The sequence below is a fragment of the Thermoplasmata archaeon genome, assembly GCA_035632695.1.
In the GTDB taxonomy this organism is placed as follows: domain Archaea; phylum Thermoplasmatota; class Thermoplasmata; order RBG-16-68-12; family RBG-16-68-12; genus RBG-16-68-12.
Map to the genome: position 1 here is coordinate 56,875 of DASQGG010000027.1, position 14,702 is coordinate 71,576.

General features: G+C 67.6%; 18 protein-coding genes and 1 pseudogene. 11 read left to right on the plus strand and 8 right to left on the minus strand.

The features are described 5' to 3' along the window. Nucleotides 1-54 precede the first annotated feature (54 nt). From VEY12_02160 to VEY12_02170, 3 genes are all read right to left on the minus strand, one after another. Nucleotides 55-1,215, minus strand: coding sequence for an acyl-CoA dehydrogenase family protein (locus VEY12_02160; protein HYM38936.1), 1,161 nt, complete (start codon nt 1,213-1,215; stop codon nt 55-57). A gap of 111 nt (nt 1,216-1,326) precedes the next feature. Continuing rightward, nucleotides 1,327-1,884: a hypothetical protein gene (locus tag VEY12_02165; protein HYM38937.1), complete on the minus strand. Its 558-nt coding sequence runs from the start codon at nt 1,882-1,884 to the stop codon at nt 1,327-1,329. Between the two features lie 67 nt (nt 1,885-1,951). Then, nucleotides 1,952-2,140 (minus strand): hypothetical protein, encoded by a 189-nt coding sequence (locus VEY12_02170; protein HYM38938.1) that lies wholly within the window; start codon nt 2,138-2,140, stop codon nt 1,952-1,954. Between the two features lie 136 nt (nt 2,141-2,276). Here VEY12_02170 and VEY12_02175 point away from each other — a divergent pair, with 136 nt between their 5' ends. Continuing rightward, nucleotides 2,277-2,759: a dCTP deaminase gene (locus VEY12_02175; protein ID HYM38939.1), complete on the plus strand. Its 483-nt coding sequence runs from the start codon at nt 2,277-2,279 to the stop codon at nt 2,757-2,759. A gap of 157 nt (nt 2,760-2,916) precedes the next feature. On the opposite strand, the pseudogene VEY12_02180 reads toward VEY12_02175, so the two are convergent. Further along, a pseudogene (locus VEY12_02180) lies at nt 2,917-3,750 on the minus strand (methyltransferase). An 85-nt stretch (nt 3,751-3,835) separates the two neighbouring features. Between VEY12_02180 and dph5 the strand changes: the two are divergent. Further along, nucleotides 3,836-4,615 (plus strand): diphthine synthase, encoded by a 780-nt coding sequence (gene dph5 / locus VEY12_02185; GenBank protein HYM38940.1) that lies wholly within the window; start codon nt 3,836-3,838, stop codon nt 4,613-4,615. On the opposite strand, the gene VEY12_02190 is transcribed toward dph5, so the two are convergent. Beyond that, a complete protein-coding gene (locus VEY12_02190) occupies nt 4,603-5,364 on the minus strand; it encodes a methyltransferase domain-containing protein (GenBank protein ID HYM38941.1) in 762 nt (253 codons plus the stop codon). The genes dph5 and VEY12_02190 overlap by 13 nt on opposite strands. A 110-nt stretch (nt 5,365-5,474) precedes the next feature. Between VEY12_02190 and radA the strand changes: the two genes are divergently transcribed. From radA to VEY12_02225, 7 genes are all read left to right on the plus strand, one after another. Then, on the plus strand, nt 5,475-6,452 hold the full coding sequence (radA, locus tag VEY12_02195) for a DNA repair and recombination protein RadA (GenBank protein HYM38942.1): 978 nt from the start codon (nt 5,475-5,477) through the stop codon (nt 6,450-6,452). A 61-nt stretch (nt 6,453-6,513) separates the two neighbouring features. Continuing rightward, a complete protein-coding gene (locus tag VEY12_02200) occupies nt 6,514-7,599 on the plus strand; it encodes an alanine--glyoxylate aminotransferase family protein (GenBank protein HYM38943.1) in 1,086 nt (361 codons plus the stop codon). A gap of 61 nt (nt 7,600-7,660) precedes the next feature. Next, nucleotides 7,661-8,146 (plus strand): NUDIX hydrolase, encoded by a 486-nt coding sequence (locus VEY12_02205; GenBank protein HYM38944.1) that lies wholly within the window; start codon nt 7,661-7,663, stop codon nt 8,144-8,146. Nucleotides 8,147-8,186: 40 nt separating this feature from the next. Further along, nucleotides 8,187-8,807, plus strand: coding sequence for an L-threonylcarbamoyladenylate synthase (locus tag VEY12_02210; GenBank protein ID HYM38945.1), 621 nt, complete (start codon nt 8,187-8,189; stop codon nt 8,805-8,807). A gap of 2 nt (nt 8,808-8,809) precedes the next feature. Then, nucleotides 8,810-9,697 (plus strand): type II methionyl aminopeptidase, encoded by an 888-nt coding sequence (map, locus tag VEY12_02215; GenBank protein HYM38946.1) that lies wholly within the window; start codon nt 8,810-8,812, stop codon nt 9,695-9,697. A 79-nt stretch (nt 9,698-9,776) separates the two neighbouring features. After that, on the plus strand, nt 9,777-10,073 hold the full coding sequence (locus VEY12_02220) for a DUF211 domain-containing protein (GenBank protein ID HYM38947.1): 297 nt from the start codon (nt 9,777-9,779) through the stop codon (nt 10,071-10,073). Between the two features lie 65 nt (nt 10,074-10,138). Then, the gene (locus VEY12_02225) at nt 10,139-10,558 is read left to right on the plus strand and encodes a Holliday junction resolvase-like protein (GenBank protein HYM38948.1); all 420 of its coding nucleotides are present in this window, start codon (nt 10,139-10,141) and stop codon (nt 10,556-10,558) included. Here the strand turns inward: VEY12_02225 and VEY12_02230 are convergent. Next, nucleotides 10,555-10,845, minus strand: a complete 291-nt coding sequence (locus VEY12_02230; GenBank protein HYM38949.1) for a signal recognition particle subunit SRP19/SEC65 family protein — start codon at nt 10,843-10,845, stop codon at nt 10,555-10,557. The two genes, VEY12_02225 and VEY12_02230, sit on opposite strands and share 4 nt — an antisense overlap. Before the next feature lie 108 nt (nt 10,846-10,953). Between VEY12_02230 and VEY12_02235 the strand changes: the two genes are divergently transcribed. Together VEY12_02235 and VEY12_02240 are read left to right on the plus strand one after the other, a co-directional pair. Next, entirely contained in the window at nt 10,954-12,369 is a 1,416-nt protein-coding gene (locus VEY12_02235) for a TldD/PmbA family protein (protein ID HYM38950.1), read from the plus strand. A 4-nt stretch (nt 12,370-12,373) separates the two neighbouring features. Continuing rightward, nucleotides 12,374-13,687 carry a TldD/PmbA family protein gene (locus VEY12_02240; GenBank protein ID HYM38951.1) on the plus strand — a complete coding sequence of 438 codons (1,314 nt, stop codon included), beginning with the start codon at nt 12,374-12,376 and terminating at the stop codon, nt 13,685-13,687. A 27-nt stretch (nt 13,688-13,714) separates the two neighbouring features. On the opposite strand, the gene VEY12_02245 is transcribed toward VEY12_02240, so the two are convergent. Together VEY12_02245 and VEY12_02250 are read right to left on the minus strand one after the other, a co-directional pair. Then, nucleotides 13,715-14,116 (minus strand): 30S ribosomal protein S8e, encoded by a 402-nt coding sequence (locus VEY12_02245; protein HYM38952.1) that lies wholly within the window; start codon nt 14,114-14,116, stop codon nt 13,715-13,717. Nucleotides 14,117-14,172: 56 nt separating this feature from the next. Then, a partial coding sequence (locus VEY12_02250) for a presenilin family intramembrane aspartyl protease PSH (GenBank protein ID HYM38953.1) occupies nt 14,173-14,702 on the minus strand: 530 nt, incomplete at its 5' end.

Consider the following 14,702-nt stretch of genomic DNA (forward strand, 5'->3'; position numbering starts at 1 on the left):
GGGCGAAGTCCCGCCGCGGTTTGAACCTTGCGACGTCCCCCGCCCGAGCGCCGGTCACTTCCTCGAGGAGGGGCCGAGGATCCGCTCCGCGATCACGAGTTTCTGGATTTCGTTCGTGCCCTCGTACAGGCCCAGGATCCGCGCGTCGCGGAACAGGCGCTCCACGTCGAACTCCCCGCTGAATCCGTAGCCCCCGTGCACCTGTATCGCCCAGTCCGTCACGCGCTGGGCCATCTGCGCGCCGAAGAGCTTGGCCATGGAGACCTCCAACGTGTTGTCCTGGCCCAGGTCCCGCAGATGGGCGGCGCGCCAGGTGAGGAGGCGCGCCGCGTCGATTTCCACGGCGGACTGCGCGATCATCTCTCGCACGAGCTGGAAATCCCCGATGGGCCGGCCGAAAGCCTTCCGCTGCTGCACGTACTTGGCCGCGGCCTCGAGCGCCGCCCGCGCCACGCCCACGGCTCCCGCGGCGATGCCGATGCGCCCGCTGTTCAGGGTCTTCATGGCCTGGTCCCAGCCGTCCCCCTCCTTCCCGATCAGGTTCTGCCGCGGGATTCGGCAGTCCTCGAACGCGAGGTCGGCCGTCGGGCTCGCGCGCAGGCCGAGCTTCGTCTTCGATTCCACGTGGGTGACCTTGAACCCGGGGGTGCCTTTGGGGACCAGGAACAGGCTGAGCCCTTCGTGCCGCTTGGAGCCCAGCTTGCGGGCGTACACCTGGACGTAGTCCGCGATGCTCCCGTTCGAGATGAAGCGCTTCTGACCGTTGAGGACGATGTCGTCGCCCTCCTCGCGGTACGTGGTCGAGAGGTTCGCCGCGTCGCTCCCCGCCTCGGGTTCCGTGAGCGCCCACGCACCGAGCTTCTCCCCCTTGGCCAGGGGCACGAGCCACTCCTGCTTCTGGTCCTCGTCCGCAAACCACATCAGGGAGGTCTCGGACAGGGAGGTCTGGACGCTGACCGTGGTCCGCACGGACGACGAGCCGCGGCTGATTTCCTCCACGAGGAGCACGAAGGACACGTAGTCCATCCCCGCGCCGCCGTACTTCTCCGGCACGGGCGCACCGAGGAACCCGAGCTCCGCCATCTTGCCGTACCACGAGCGGGGGATCTCGCCCTTCTCCTCCCACTCGCGGTTGTGGGGGATGATCTCGCGGTCGACGAAGTCCTTCGCGGTCTGCTGCACGAGCTTCTGCTCGTCGGTGAGCCGGAAGTCCATGGTCCCTGCCTCCTCCCGCGGCCAAACGAGGGGGCGCCCTTAAAGGTTCGGCAGGTCCGCGAAGACCAACGCGTGGGGAAGGCGGGGAATCCGATTGGCGCTGCGCCCGGCTCACGCGCGGCGCGCGGCGGCCCGCCGGAACTGGACGGCGTACCCGATGCCGCCCAGCAGCGGTCCCAGGGAGCCCAGGATGAACAACGTCGAGATAATGGGCACCAGCGGGCCGAGGATCTGGTCGTGCACGCATTCGGAGATCGTGGAGGGCGCGACGCAGGTCAGCGTGGGATGGAACAGCTGAGCCCCGCCCACGTAGCCGCCGTACATCAGGAGGGCGATGCCCGCCCCGAGGACCACATTGCCCAGGAGCAGGTGGCCCCAGGCGAGGTACTGAAGCCCCTTGTCATAGGGCTGTCCCATGACGACCTCGAGGTAATGATAGAACAACGCGCTGAGCCCGGAGCCGATGACCGGGACAATCAGGTAGCCGAGGTACCCGACCGTGAACCAGGTGCCCGCGGAGCCCTGGGCCACGATGTTCTCGGGAGAAATGAAACCCGAGAAGGGGAAGTCGGCGTAGAGGAGGATCTCCGTGAGCACGAACATGATGGTGCCCTGAATCAGTGCGGCGGCGATGAACCGCCGAGCCCACACACTTCCGGAGCCCTCCATGCTAACCTCGGACGGCCAACGGTCCGAGACTCCAAAAACCTTGCCGTCGCGCGGTGGCGGTCGGACGTCAGAAGGACAGCGGTCCGCCCGTGTCCGTGGGTCGGATGATCCAGCGGTGTCCATGCTGAACGATCATGATGCTCCCGCACCCGGTGCATCGGTAGAAGATTGCATCCCCGTCGTGCCCGAGCTCTTCGATGCCCTCGTGACGACAGATGCGCGGGTCCGCCGGGATCTCAACGAGGAGCGACGACACGCTCTGCTCTCCACGCCCATTGTGTCGTCCCACGCCCTAAGCCCTTGGGTAAGTACGCTTGGGCTCCGTTCGCGTTCTCTATGCACTTCGTGTCGTCGGAAAGTCTTTATCGCGTCCGCCCGGATACCGCGGCCCCGTGGCGCTGCTCTCCGACGCGGGCATCCTCGCATTCCGCGCGAAGGGCGAGCTGTCCATCGAGCCGTTCGTGGAATCGAGCCTGACCCCGAATGGGTATGATGTGAGCATCGAGGAAGTCGCGGTCCCCTCCTCGGGGCAACGTGTCCGGACGGGCGTAGCCCATATCCCCGCCCTGACCCGGTTCGCGGTGAGCTCCCGGGAGACCGTGACCCTGGGCCGCCACGTGGCCGCCCAGATCTGGCTGCGGACCACGTGGGCTCGCCGCGGCGTCCTCGCCTCCTTCGGCATGATCGACGCAGGCTTCTCCGGCACCCTCACCTTCGGGGCGCTCAACGCATCGGACGCGACCCTCGACGTCCCCGTCGGGGAGCGGTTCGCCCAGATCGTCTTCCAGGCGCTCGAGTCTCCCGCCGCCGCGACCTACGAGGAGCGGTCCGGGACCTACCAGGGGCAGCGCGGCGTGACCTGGGACCGACCGTGACGTCGAACGCCACATGATGCTGGGTCGGAGCATAGGCACGTACGGTGTGGATCGTGAGCGCAGCTACCTTCCTCCCGGATCGTTCCACGATCGTCCGGATGGCACGCGCGCGGTCCTCCTGATCCGCGTCCTCCAGGATGGCGTAGACGTGGACGGTTCCGCGGGGAGCGAGGGCCCCCAGGGCGGTCGGGAGGAACTCCATGGCGGAATGGGGGAGATCCAAGATGATTCGGTCCGCCGGTGCGATCGCACGGAGGATGGCCTTGGCGTCTCCCTCGCGCACCTCGACCCGGTCCGCGCGGTTCGCGGCCACGTTCCGCCGGAGCAGCTCGACGGCCACCGGATTGGCGTCCGAGGCGACGACCCTGCGAGGATCCCGTCGGCGAGCGATCAGGATGGCATACGGGCCGACGCCGGCGAACGGGTCCGCGACCACCTCGTGGGGCGCCACGAGCTCCGCGACGCGCCACCGCTCGCTCCCGAGCCGCGGGCTGAAGTAGGACCGCGCCACGTCCACGCGGTAGCGGAGGCCGTACTCGGTGTGGTCGGTTTCCGTCCGCGGTTCGCCCGCCACGATCTCGAGATCGCGGATGCGGAGTTTCCCCGTGACGCCCCGGTCCTGGGCGACCACGCGGAGCTTTCGATTCCAGGCCAGGATCGCCCGACCGATCTCCGCGCGGTGCGGAGCCAGGGGCTCCGGGATCTTGAGGACCGCGATGTCCCCGATCACGTCGAAGGAAGTCGGGAGCTGGTGCCGCAGCGCGTCGGGCACGCGCACGACGTCCTTGTAGCTCCGGATCGGCGTGAACGCTTCCTCGAACTCCCGCTCTTCCGCGGGCCAGCCCATGTCCACGCGCTGGGAGGTCGGGATCCGCAGGCGGCCCTCGGCCTCCTGCACCTTGAGGTGCTTCTGGAGCGCCGCACGATCCTTGAGTGCGCGGCGGACCTCCTCGCCTCGCTCCCGCGGCACGACCACGCACCAGGACCGCACGGCCGAGCCATGGTCGGAGCCTATGAAGAGCTTTCGGGCGAGGCGAGGCCAAGCTTCATGGATGCCCGGACGGTTCCGTCGCGGGATGGGGGAACTCGTGTTCGTCGGGCTCGGTCTTCACGACGAGAAGGGGATCACCCTGCGCGGCCTGGAGGAGGCGCACGCCGCGGACCTGGTGTTCGCGGAGTTCTACACGTCTGCCCTCATGGGCGCCCGGCTCCCGTCCGTGGAAGCCCTCGTGGGAAGGCCCGTCCGGCGCCTGTCCCGGGAGCAGGTGGAACGCGGGACGGAGATCCTTGACGCGGCGAAGGTCCGCCGGGTGGCCTTCCTCGTCGCGGGGGACCCCATGGCGGCGACGACCCACGTCGACCTCCGCCTCCGAGCCGCGGCGGCCGGCATCCCCACGCGGATTGTACACGGGGTTTCCATTCTCACGGCCGCGGCAGGCACCCTGGGCCTCCAGGCGTACAAGTTCGGCCGGACGACGACCGTCCCGTTCCCCTCGCCCGGGTTCCACCCCACGAGCCCCCTGGACCCCAATCTGGAGAACCGTCACGCGGGCCTGCACACCCTGGTCCTGCTCGACCTCCGCGAGGACGGGACGTTCCTGGACCCCAAGGAAGCCATCGGCTCCCTGTTGGCGATGGCGAAGGACGCGTCCGCCGCGGAATTCGGTCCCCGGACCCTCGTCTGCGTCCTGAGCCGCGTGGGTTCCCCTGACGTCCGTGTGGTCTCCGGCGCCGCGGCGGACCTGGTCAAGCGGGACCTGGGGCCGCCCCTCCACAGCCTCGTGGTCCCCGGCGCCCTGCACTTCCTCGAGAAGGACGCCCTCGTCGCGTTCGCCGGGGCGCCTCACGATCTCTGAGCCGGCTTCCTCGCGAGCTCCGCCAGGTGCTCGACCCGCCAGAAACTGATCTCCAGGCTGTACGTGTGCTTGAACTCGTGCCCGCTCCACCGGTGGCGCAGCTCCCGCATGACCTGGCGGTGGATCTTCTCCGGCGTGCCCCACTGCGAGGAGAAGGACCGTTGCTCGAGCCCCTCGAGGATGAGGTCTGCGGGCACGACGTCCTCGAACGGTCCCACGGGCATGACCAGGTCGGGCGGCAGGATGTCCGGCAGGTTCCGCTCGTGGAGCCCGGGCGGAGACCACGTGTAGCCCGCGTCCGCGGCGAGGCGGTCGTACTCCCGGTGCAGGTTCGTCGTGCGGCCCGAGCGCTCGAGGATGCTGAAGTAGCTGTCCCGGGTCACGCGGACGATCTCCAGGAGGACCTCCCGCCAATCCGGGACCAGGTGGAGCACGTGGTTCGTGGTCGCGAGGTCGAACCCTCGTGCGGTGAAGGGCAGGCGGGCGCCGTCCGCGAGGACCACGTTCCGCAGGCCCTTGCCCAGGCCCAGCTCGACCATCTTGTGGGAGATGTCCACGCCGACCACGTCGATGCCGCTCTTCTGCAGCGGGACCGCGTAGCGGCCCGTTCCCACGCCGACCTCGAGGACATGCTTGCCCAGGAGCTGATCCACCAGGATCCCGAGGACGTGGGCCATGACCTTGGGAGACAGGGCCCGGGTCTCGTCGTAGGTCGCCGCGACGCGGTCGAAGGAGAGGCGCACGGGCATGGGTGGAGCCGCAAAGGCACGCGACGATAAAAGGGTGCCCGGTAAACCTCGGGAGACGGCCCTCCCGAAGACGATAGTTTCACCCATCTCCCCGTCTTACCCTCTTATGTATGGTCAAGGATGACAAGCCAGGTGACAAGGTGGCCACCTCAGTGAAAGCGGTGGAAGACCTCAACGGCGTGGGCCCGGCAACGGCCGAGAAGCTCCGCGAGGCCGGGTACACGGACCTCATGAGCCTCGCGGTCGCGACCCCGGATTCGGTCGCGGAGGCCACGGAGATCGGAACGAACGTTGCGCAGAAGATCATCGCCGCCGCGCGCGAAGCGGTCGACGTGGGCGGCTTCGAGACGGGCGACGTCATCCTGGAGCGGCGGAAGAGCGTCGCCAAGCTGACGACCTGCTCGAAGGCCTTCGACGAGCTCCTCGGCGGCGGGCTCGAGACCCAGGCAATCACGGAGTGCTTCGGCGAGTTCGGCAGCGGGAAGAGCCAGCTGGGCCACCAGCTTGCGGTGAACGTGACCCGCGGCGAGGACGAGGGTGGCCTGGACGGCGACACGGTCTGGATTGACACGGAGTCCACGTTCCGTCCCGAGCGCATCCGCCAGATGTCTGAGGCGCTCGAACTGGACACCGAGGCGATCCTGAAGCGCATCCACGTGGCGCGGGCATTCAACAGCCACCACCAGATGCTCCTCATGGAGAAGGCTCACGAGATGACGAAGGACTTCCCCGTCCGGCTCGTCGTGATCGACTCCCTCACGGCCCATTTCCGCGCGGAGTACATCGGCCGCGGCGTGCTCGCGGAACGCCAGCAGCTCCTGAACAAGCACATCCACGAGCTCATGCGCTTCGGGGACGTCCAAAACGCCGCGATCTACGTGACAAACCAGGTGGCGGCGAAGCCGGACGCGTTCTTCGGCGACCCCACGCGACCCATCGGCGGCCACATCGTCGGGCACAGCGCGACCTTCCGCGTCTACCTGCGCAAGTCCAAGGGCGGCAAGCGCATCGCGCGATTGATCGACTCCCCGAACATGCCCGAGGCCGAGGCGGTCTTCACGGTCTCCGAGGAAGGCATTCGCGACTGAGGCCCCGCGTGTCACGCCGTGTCGGGACAGGTTGAAGTATCGTCCTGCCCGTGTACGTCGCGTGGACACGGGGCTCCTCCTCATTCCCGGGCCGGTCCCTCTCCATCCCCTCGTGCAGGAGGAACTCGCGAAGCCCGCGCTCCCCCACTACGGCGACGCGTGGATCAAGGCGTTCGCCGAGACCCAGGACCTGATGCGATTCCTCTGGGAGGCGCCGAAAGGCCGGGTGTTCCCGATGCTGGGTCCTGGCCATGTGGCCCTCGAGTCCCTCGCGTTCACGTTTCTCCGGCCCCGGGATCGGGTCATCGTCCTCGACAACGGGTTCTTCGGAGAACGGCTCGCGGAAGTCCTCGCGACCCACCGCGTCGAGGTGGATGTCGTGCACTCCGCATGGGGCGCGGGCCTCGACCTGGCCCGGCTGAAGACGGCGCTCTCGCGGCCTGCGAAGGCGGTCGCGTTCATCCACAACGAGACCTCGACGGGTCTGACAAACTCCATGGAGGAGGTCGTCGAACTGGCCCACGCGAAGGACGCGTTCGTCCTCGTCGATGCGGTGTCCTCTCTCGGCGGCATCCCGTTCGCGGGCGGTCGTCTCCGGATCGATGCCGCGTTCAGCGCGAGCCAGAAGTGCCTTGCCGCGCCCGCGGGGATCTCCCCGATCCTGGTCGCGTCCTCCCTGTGGGAGGCCACGGATCCCACGACGGTGGAGGGCTGGTACCTGAATCTCTTCACCTGGGACAAGTACCAGCGCGAGTGGGGCGACTGGCATCCGACACCCACCACGATCTCCTCGAACCTGTTCTACGCGGTCCGCCGCGCCCTGCTCCTGGTGAAGGAGGAGGGGTTGGAGCCGCGGTTTGGCCGCCATGCCCGCGCCGCCGCGCGCCTCCGAAGCGGCTTGGAGGACCTCGGCTTCGATGCCGTCGCTGCGCCCGAGTTGGCCTCGAACACGGTGACCTGCATGCGTCCGCCTCCGGGCATCGACGCCGCTGCCCTGGTCCAGGGACTCAGGGAGAAGCACAATATCTTCATCTCCGGAGGGCTCGGGCCGCTCCGCGGCAAGACGATCCGGATTGGGACCATGGGGACCCAGGCGGAGCCCGAGATTGTCGACCGCCTGGTGGCGGCGATGAAGGCCTTGGTCTGAGCTCGGGCCTCCTCGGTGCGGGAGGACAAACGTCATTTCCGGGTCTCGCTTTGGCCGGACCATGTCCGTGAACGTCGCGACGCTGCCGATCACGGTGGGCGTCGGTGCCATCATGGTCCGCGACGGCGGTCTCCTGGTCGTCAAGCGCACGTACGGGGCGCTGAAGGGGATGTGGACGATCCCATCGGGCTACGTCGAGCCCCACGAGTCCGTCGTGATGACCCTCGAGCGCGAGGTCAAGGAAGAGACCGCGATCGTAGGGCGCGCGGGACGTCTCCTCGCGGTCCGGAACCGCGTGACCGCGGATGTGAACGACACGTTCCTCGTCTTCCGCATGGACTACGCGTCGGGCGAGCCGGTCCCGGATGCCCAGGAGGTCAGCGCCGCGGCCTTCGTCCCGTTGGACACGCTGCGCTCCTCCGCGGAGTCCGCGCCGTTCACGAAGGCGATGATCGAGAAGGCGTTGTCCGCGCGGGGCATGCATCTGGACTCGTACTTCCCTCCGGGGCCGCGGAAGCCGGGCGAGTACTACCTCCTCTACCTCTGAGCGCGAAAGGCCTTATCCCCCGCGGACCTTGGGGCGGCCCGTGTCCGCGACCATTCCCGCGGTCTGCATCGGGACAAAGTACGTGCTCGACGCGTCCGCGATCGACCGTATCCGCTCCTGCCTGCGCGGCGGCGGGCTGGTCGTCCATCCCACGGACACCGTGTACGGCCTCGCCGCGGACCCGTTCCAGACGAAGGCCGTCGATCGACTCTATGCCGCGAAGGCACGCCCGAGGGAGCTGGCGGTCTCCATGGCCGTGGCCGACGTCGAGGACATCTTCCGCTTCGGGATGCGCACACCCTTGGCGGAGAATTTCTGCCGCAAGAACCTGCCCGGGCCGTTTACCGTGGTCCTGAGGGCGACGCGAGAGGCGCCCGCGGCGCTCGTCAACCCGCAGGGTCTGATCGGCCTCCGCATCCCGGATCATCCCATCCCGAGGCTCCTCGCGAGGTCCTGCGGTCCCATCACGACGACGAGTGCGAACCGGCATGGGCAACCCTCGCCGACCACGTGCGACGAGGCGAAGGCCGAGCTGGGAGACGCCGTGGACCTCTACATCGACGCGGGGCCTGCGCCTCTCGGCGCGGAGTCCAGCGTGGTGGACCTGTCGGGTCCGAAGGCAAAGGTCCTTAGACAGGGCGCCCTTCCAACGAGGGCGTGAGCATGGACCCCGGCGTGCGAGCCGCGCTCCTTGAGGCGGGACGCGTCTCCAAGGAGGCCAAGGAGCGCGCCGCGGAGCTCGTCGCGGACGGCGTCCTCCTGCTCGACGTCGCGGAAGAGGTCGAGGGCCTCATGCGGAAGCGGGGTCTGCGTCCGTCCTTCCCCACCTGCATCTCGATCGACGACATCGCGGCCCACTACTCCCCGACCCACGACGACCGCCTGCGCTTCCAGCACGGGAACGTGGTCAAGCTGGATCTGGGCGCGCAGAAGGACGGATGGATCGCGGACACCGCGGTGACCGTCGAGGTCGGCACGCGCAACTGGTCACGGCTCATCCAGGCCTCCGAACTCGCGTTGCAGACCGCCATCGAGGCCGTTCACCCGGGCGTGGAGACCCGGCTGCTCGGCGAGGGCATACGCCGCGCGATCGAGGCCAACGGCTACAAGCCCATCCGCAACCTCACGGGCCACACGATCGAGCGCTACGTCCTCCATGCGGGGAAGAGCGTGCCCAACATCCCGCACGGTCACGACACCCTTGACGAGGGCGAGGTCGTGGCTATTGAGCCGTTCTCCTCGTCCGGCGCGGGCGAGGTGGACGGACACAGTACGGGGAACATCTACCGGGTCCTTCGGCCCAAGCCCCTCCGGGATTCGGGTCTCACCGACTTCCTGGCCCAGCTCGTCACCGAGTTCCAAGGCCTCCCGTTCGCGGAACGGTGGGCGCACGCCCTCGACCCCAAGGCGCCCGCGCTCCTCAACCAGCTCCTGCGGACGGGTGCCGTGATGACGTACCCTGTGCTGCTCGACGTGGGCCGAGGGATCGTGGCCCAGACGGAGCACACGATGATCGTCCGCGCGGGGGGCGCCGAGGTTACGACGGCGTGATCGATGGCGGTCGCCGCAGCGGGTCACAACGTTTAATAGCGGAGGCCTCCATCGAGAGCCCTCTTTCGGAGACCGCCCCGTGACGGAAGTCAAGCGCCTGGTCCTCGACGTGCTGAAGCCCCACAAACCGTCCCTGATCGAGCTTTCCCAGCGGCTGAGCTCCCTCAAGGGCGTCGAGGGCGTCAACTGCAGCCTCGACGAGGTCGACCAGGAGACGGAGACGGTCAAGGTCACGATCGAAGGGACGTCAATCGGCTACGAGGCGGTCGAGGCGGTCCTCCGGGAGTTGGGGGCGGTCATCCATTCCGTGGACGAGGTGGCCGCCGGCAAGCGCCTGATCGAGGACGTGCGGACGCTGCAGGACCACCGCGACTGAGCCGGCGGGTTGTTTTACGGATCCCGCCGGCGGCTTCATGAGCGAGCCCGCCCTCGAGGCCCCGCATGGACATCCTCTCACTCGCCCTGACCATCCTGGCCATCGCCTTCGGGCTCGCGGTCGGCTTCGTGGCGGGCCGGGCTCTCACGCGCCGGACGATGGAACTCGACTTCCGCGACCGGGAAAAGGAGATCCGTCAGGATTCCGTCGACCGAAGCCGCGCGACGCTCAGCGGTCAGTTCCTGGAAAAACTCGCCCCGCATCTCCCCGACTTCCCCTACGACCCCACCGACGTCCGATTCCTTGGCACCCCGGTGGACTATGTGGTCTTCGATGGGCTCGCGGATGGCGACCTCCGGGAGATCGTGTTCCTCGAGGTGAAGAGCGGACGGTCGAATCTCCGCTCGAGCCAGCGACGGGTCCGCGACGCGGTGGAGACCGGTGCGGTCCGGTGGGACCTGTACCGCGTCCCGGACGAGGGCTAGCGGGACCGAGCCTGCTTGAGTCGCTGGGCGACTTTCTGGACGACCGACGTCTTGAAGTAATCCGCGCGGACGAGCACGCGACCCTCGTGGCGCCAATGCGACGACGGGAAGGCCTTCTCCGCGTCGGTCTGCGGTTCCAGGCCGAGCGCGGTCGCCGCCGCCACGACCTCCTCGACCGTCGGGGCCTCGACGGCCCACCTCTTCGCGACCCGCCGGCCGTGAGCCCGCGAGCGGCCGAGGTCGAAGTAGGCCGGATACAGCACGATGGGCCGGTCGCGCTTCGGCATGCCGCGAGCGAAGGGCCGCCCCGCCATAAGGTTTTCCGGCAAGGCCTCAACGCGGGAAAGGTTCATGGCGACACCCCGCATCCCCCCCGCCGCAGGTGGCGGAACCTCATGGATGGGGAGCGAGACCTCGTGGACTTCGCAGTCGAGTATGCGCGTCAGAAGGGCGCGAGCTACGCGGAGGCGCGGTTCGAACGCCAGGAACCCGAGCAGTTCACCCTGAAGAACGGGACCCTCGATGCCCTGTACGTCGGTGCGGACCGGGGCATCGGCGTCCGGGTGCTGGCCCACGGCAGCCTGGGGTTCGCCGCGACCAACGCCCTCACCCGAGTGGACGTGAAGGCGATCGTGGACGACGCGGTCAAGATCGCGAAGGCCTCCCGGCGGAAGACGCCCATCACATTTGCCCAGGAGGAACCGATCACGACGGACTGGTCCGTCCCCGAGAAGACGAAGCTCGCGGACGTGACCATCGAGGAGAAGATCCAGGAGATCCAGGGTGTGGACAAGGCCATCATGGAGCTCGGCTTCAAGATCCCCGTCCGGTTCTTCCAGCTCGCCGACAACCGGATCACGAAGTACTTCGCGAACTCCGAGGGATCCAAGATCGGCTCGTACAGCCCGCGCCTCCGGGTCACGTACTTCCTGACCGTGGTGAACGGCGCCGACTCCGAGCAGACCCACCGCGACTACGGATGGTCCGGAGGATGGGAAGGGGTCCGGGAGTGGGGCCTGACGAACCGCGTGACTGAGGAGGCGAAGTCCATGCAGCGTTCCTTGACGGAGGGGAAGAAGTCCCCCGAGGGCAAGATGGACATTGTCGTCTCGCCCATGGTCTCCGGGATTGCGGCGCACGAGTCGTGCGGCCATCCCACAGAGGCGGACCGCGTCCTCGGGCGCGAGGCGAGCCAAGCCGGGAAATCGTTCATCGGGCCGGACGACTTGGGCATGAAGGTGGGCTCCGAGGTCGTCAACGTCTGCGACGACCCCACGGTCGAGCACGCGATCGCCTACTACGTCACGGACGACGAGGGCGTCCGGGCGCGTCGGCGGTACATGTACAAGGAGGGCCGCGTGAACGAGTTCCTCCAGAACCGCGAGACGGCGGCCGCGTTTTCGACGCGGAGCAACGGTGCCTCGCGGGCCGTGAACTACAACGTGGAGGCCATCGTGCGCATGGCGAACACGTTCGTGGAGCCGAAGGACCACAGCCTCGAGGAGCTCCTCGAGGGCGTCCACTTCGGCGTGTACATGAAGTCGTTCATGGAATGGAACATCGACGACAAGCGCTACAACGCGAAGTACGCGGGACGCGAGGCGTACCTTGTGGAGAACGGGGAGATCAAACACCCCGTGCGGCAGACGATCATCGAGCTGACCACGCCCACGTTCTGGTCCGCCGTCGATGCGGTGGGCAAGGACCTCGATTTCGAAGGCGGGTTCTGCGGCAAATCGGACCCGAGTCAGCCGCTCGACGCGAGCCTCGGAGGCCCGTCCATGCGCCTGCGCAACGTGTACCTGAGGTGAACCTATGGAGGACCTCGCCGGACGCATCGTCAAGAAGGCCCAGCAGCTCGGATGCCAGGACGCGGTCGCGGACCTCGTTGTGAACCGCGCCTTCCAGATTCGCTTCGGCCGGAACGAGCCCGTGATTAGCAGCCGATGGCGCGAGTCGTCCGCCTCCGTGTTCCTCGTGTACGACAAGCGGGTCGTGGCCACGGACCTGAAGGACCTTACGGACATCGACGCCTCCATGGATCGGCTCGTGAAGATCGCGAAAGCCTCCCAGCGCAACCCCGAGTACGCGGGAATCGCGAAGGGGCCGTTCCGGTACGGTCGAGTCCGGCCGGATCCCAAGGTCCTCGCCCTATCGGACGGCTCGAACTTCGTGGACGCGGCGGTCAACGGGGCGATGGCCCAGGGAGCGAAGGAGTGCGCGGGATCGTTCTGGCGGTACGAGGACGAGCACTTCCTCGCCACCTCGAACGGCGTGGAGGGCCATGACCACCGCGCCGGCCTCTACCTCTCGATCCGGGCCATGGTCTCTCTGGAGTCCAGCGGCCACGGCATCGCGTGCGCCTCCCGCCTCTCCCAGTTCGACCCCGAGAAGGCCGGACGCAAGGCAGGCCGGATCGCGGCCCTCGCGAAGAACCCCAAGGGCGGCACGGCAGGCCGATACACGGTCGTCTTCGACCCGCTCATCTTCGGCGCCCTCACGGACCAGGTCGCGGGACGTGCGAGCGCGTATTCGGTGCTGGCCGGGTTCTCCCCCTTTGGCAAGAAGGTTGGGAAGCGGGTGGCCTCGCCGGCCGTCACGATGTGGGACGACGGCTCGCAGGAATCGCTCAGCCGCAAGAAGTTCGACATGGAAGGCGTCCCGACCCGTCGCACGGCGATCATCCAGAAAGGGATTCTGAAGACCTACCTGCACAACACGTCGACGGCCAAGCGCTTCAAGACGAAGACCACGGGCAATGCGGGACTCATCTCGCCCGACCCCCACGCGGTCTTCGTGAAGCCGGGCGACTGGTCCCGGGACGAGATCTTCTCCGAGGTCAAGGACGGCCTATGGCTCACGAACACCTGGTACACGCGGTACCAGTCCTACGTCACCGGGGACCTCAGCACGATCCCGCGCGACGGGATCTTCCGCATCCGGAAGGGCGAGGTCGTGGAGACCTGGAAGGACATCCGGCTCACGGACAACTTGATCCGCTTGATGAAGAACGTGGTCGCCCTCGGCGACGCGAGCGAGCAGATGATGTGGTGGGGCGAGGTCAGCATCCCGAACTTCGTTCCCTACGCACTCATCAAGGACGTCAACATCACGCGGTCCGCCGAGTAGTCCGGCGCCCCGGCCGCTCGGGCTGGATCACGCCGACGGCGCTTTCTCCGCGGTCACGAGCACCGCGTTGATGACGCCGTCCTGGCCCGGGCGGGACGTGATCTTCGCGAGCCCGATCTCCGTCTGGACCACGGCGCCCCGGGTCATGATGTTCCGAGTGACGTAGTGCGGGTTCGAGGTGTTCTCCTTGACCGTGACGATCTTGACCTTCTTGGTCTTCGAGGTGCGCGGGTCGAGGACGTTCGCGAACTCGGCCTTCAGGACGCGGACCTTCCGGTTCCCGCCCTTCGTGCGGTAGAGCTTGAGCCTCGATGCGCCGAGGAAGGCGAACTGCTGCTCGCGGGAAATCTCGCGGCGGCGTTTCTTCCGGAGGGGGCGGTACCGCCCGCCCGTGGGCTTTCTCTTGGAGCGTCCTTGCCAGAGGGCCATTCGCAACCTCGGAGGGAGGCGTCCCAACTTCGCGGCCCTATAAGACGGTTACGGCCTCAGATGGACGGCGGGATGAGTGTGTGGTAGACAAGGAAGACGGTCAGGAAGAAGCCCAGGAGCGCCCCGCCGTTCAGGAGAGGGAGGCCCGCCTGGGGATTGCCCCGCAGGACGTACCGCATGAGGATCGAGAACCCGACGAGGCTGCCGATGACCGTGCCCACGGCGACCGTCAGGCTCGGCGTGAGGCTGAGGAGGCCCACGCCCACGTCGTCCCGGAGCGACGCGAGCGCGGAGACGCTCATCATGCCTGGGATAATCAGGTCTCCGAGGCCGATGAACATGGCTTCTCGTTCCTCCCCCTTCGCGACCTGTTCCTTCAGGCTCTTCTGCTCGGAGAACTTGTAGTCGGCCGATTTCGGGATGACGAGGAGGACCGGGAGGCGCTGGCTGGTGAGTTCGTCGGCTAGGGTCACCATGTGCTTCGAGCGGTAGACCGCCCACGCGTCGTAGCATGCCAGCGCGACGAGGAGGAGGGTCGCCGGGATCCATCTGAACGAGATCCCGAGGATGGCCGTGACCCCGGCCG

Bases quoted from the DNA above. Each gene is read 5' to 3' on its own strand.
- VEY12_02160 (HYM38936.1), bottom strand. From the start codon at position 1,215: ATGGACTTCCGGCTCACCGACGAGCAGAAGCTCGTGCAGCAGACCGCG.
- VEY12_02165 (HYM38937.1), bottom strand. From the start codon at position 1,884: ATGGAGGGCTCCGGAAGTGTGTGGGCTCGGCGGTTCATCGCCGCCGCA.
- dph5 (HYM38940.1), top strand. From the start codon at position 3,836: ATGGGGGAACTCGTGTTCGTCGGGCTCGGTCTTCACGACGAGAAGGGG.
- VEY12_02190 (HYM38941.1), bottom strand. From the start codon at position 5,364: ATGCCCGTGCGCCTCTCCTTCGACCGCGTCGCGGCGACCTACGACGAG.
- radA (HYM38942.1), top strand. From the start codon at position 5,475: ATGGTCAAGGATGACAAGCCAGGTGACAAGGTGGCCACCTCAGTGAAA.
- VEY12_02205 (HYM38944.1), top strand. From the start codon at position 7,661: ATGTCCGTGAACGTCGCGACGCTGCCGATCACGGTGGGCGTCGGTGCC.
- map (HYM38946.1), top strand. From the start codon at position 8,810: ATGGACCCCGGCGTGCGAGCCGCGCTCCTTGAGGCGGGACGCGTCTCC.
- VEY12_02225 (HYM38948.1), top strand. From the start codon at position 10,139: ATGGACATCCTCTCACTCGCCCTGACCATCCTGGCCATCGCCTTCGGG.
- VEY12_02230 (HYM38949.1), bottom strand. From the start codon at position 10,845: ATGCCGAAGCGCGACCGGCCCATCGTGCTGTATCCGGCCTACTTCGAC.
- VEY12_02235 (HYM38950.1), top strand. From the start codon at position 10,954: ATGGATGGGGAGCGAGACCTCGTGGACTTCGCAGTCGAGTATGCGCGT.
- VEY12_02240 (HYM38951.1), top strand. From the start codon at position 12,374: ATGGAGGACCTCGCCGGACGCATCGTCAAGAAGGCCCAGCAGCTCGGA.
- VEY12_02245 (HYM38952.1), bottom strand. From the start codon at position 14,116: ATGGCCCTCTGGCAAGGACGCTCCAAGAGAAAGCCCACGGGCGGGCGG.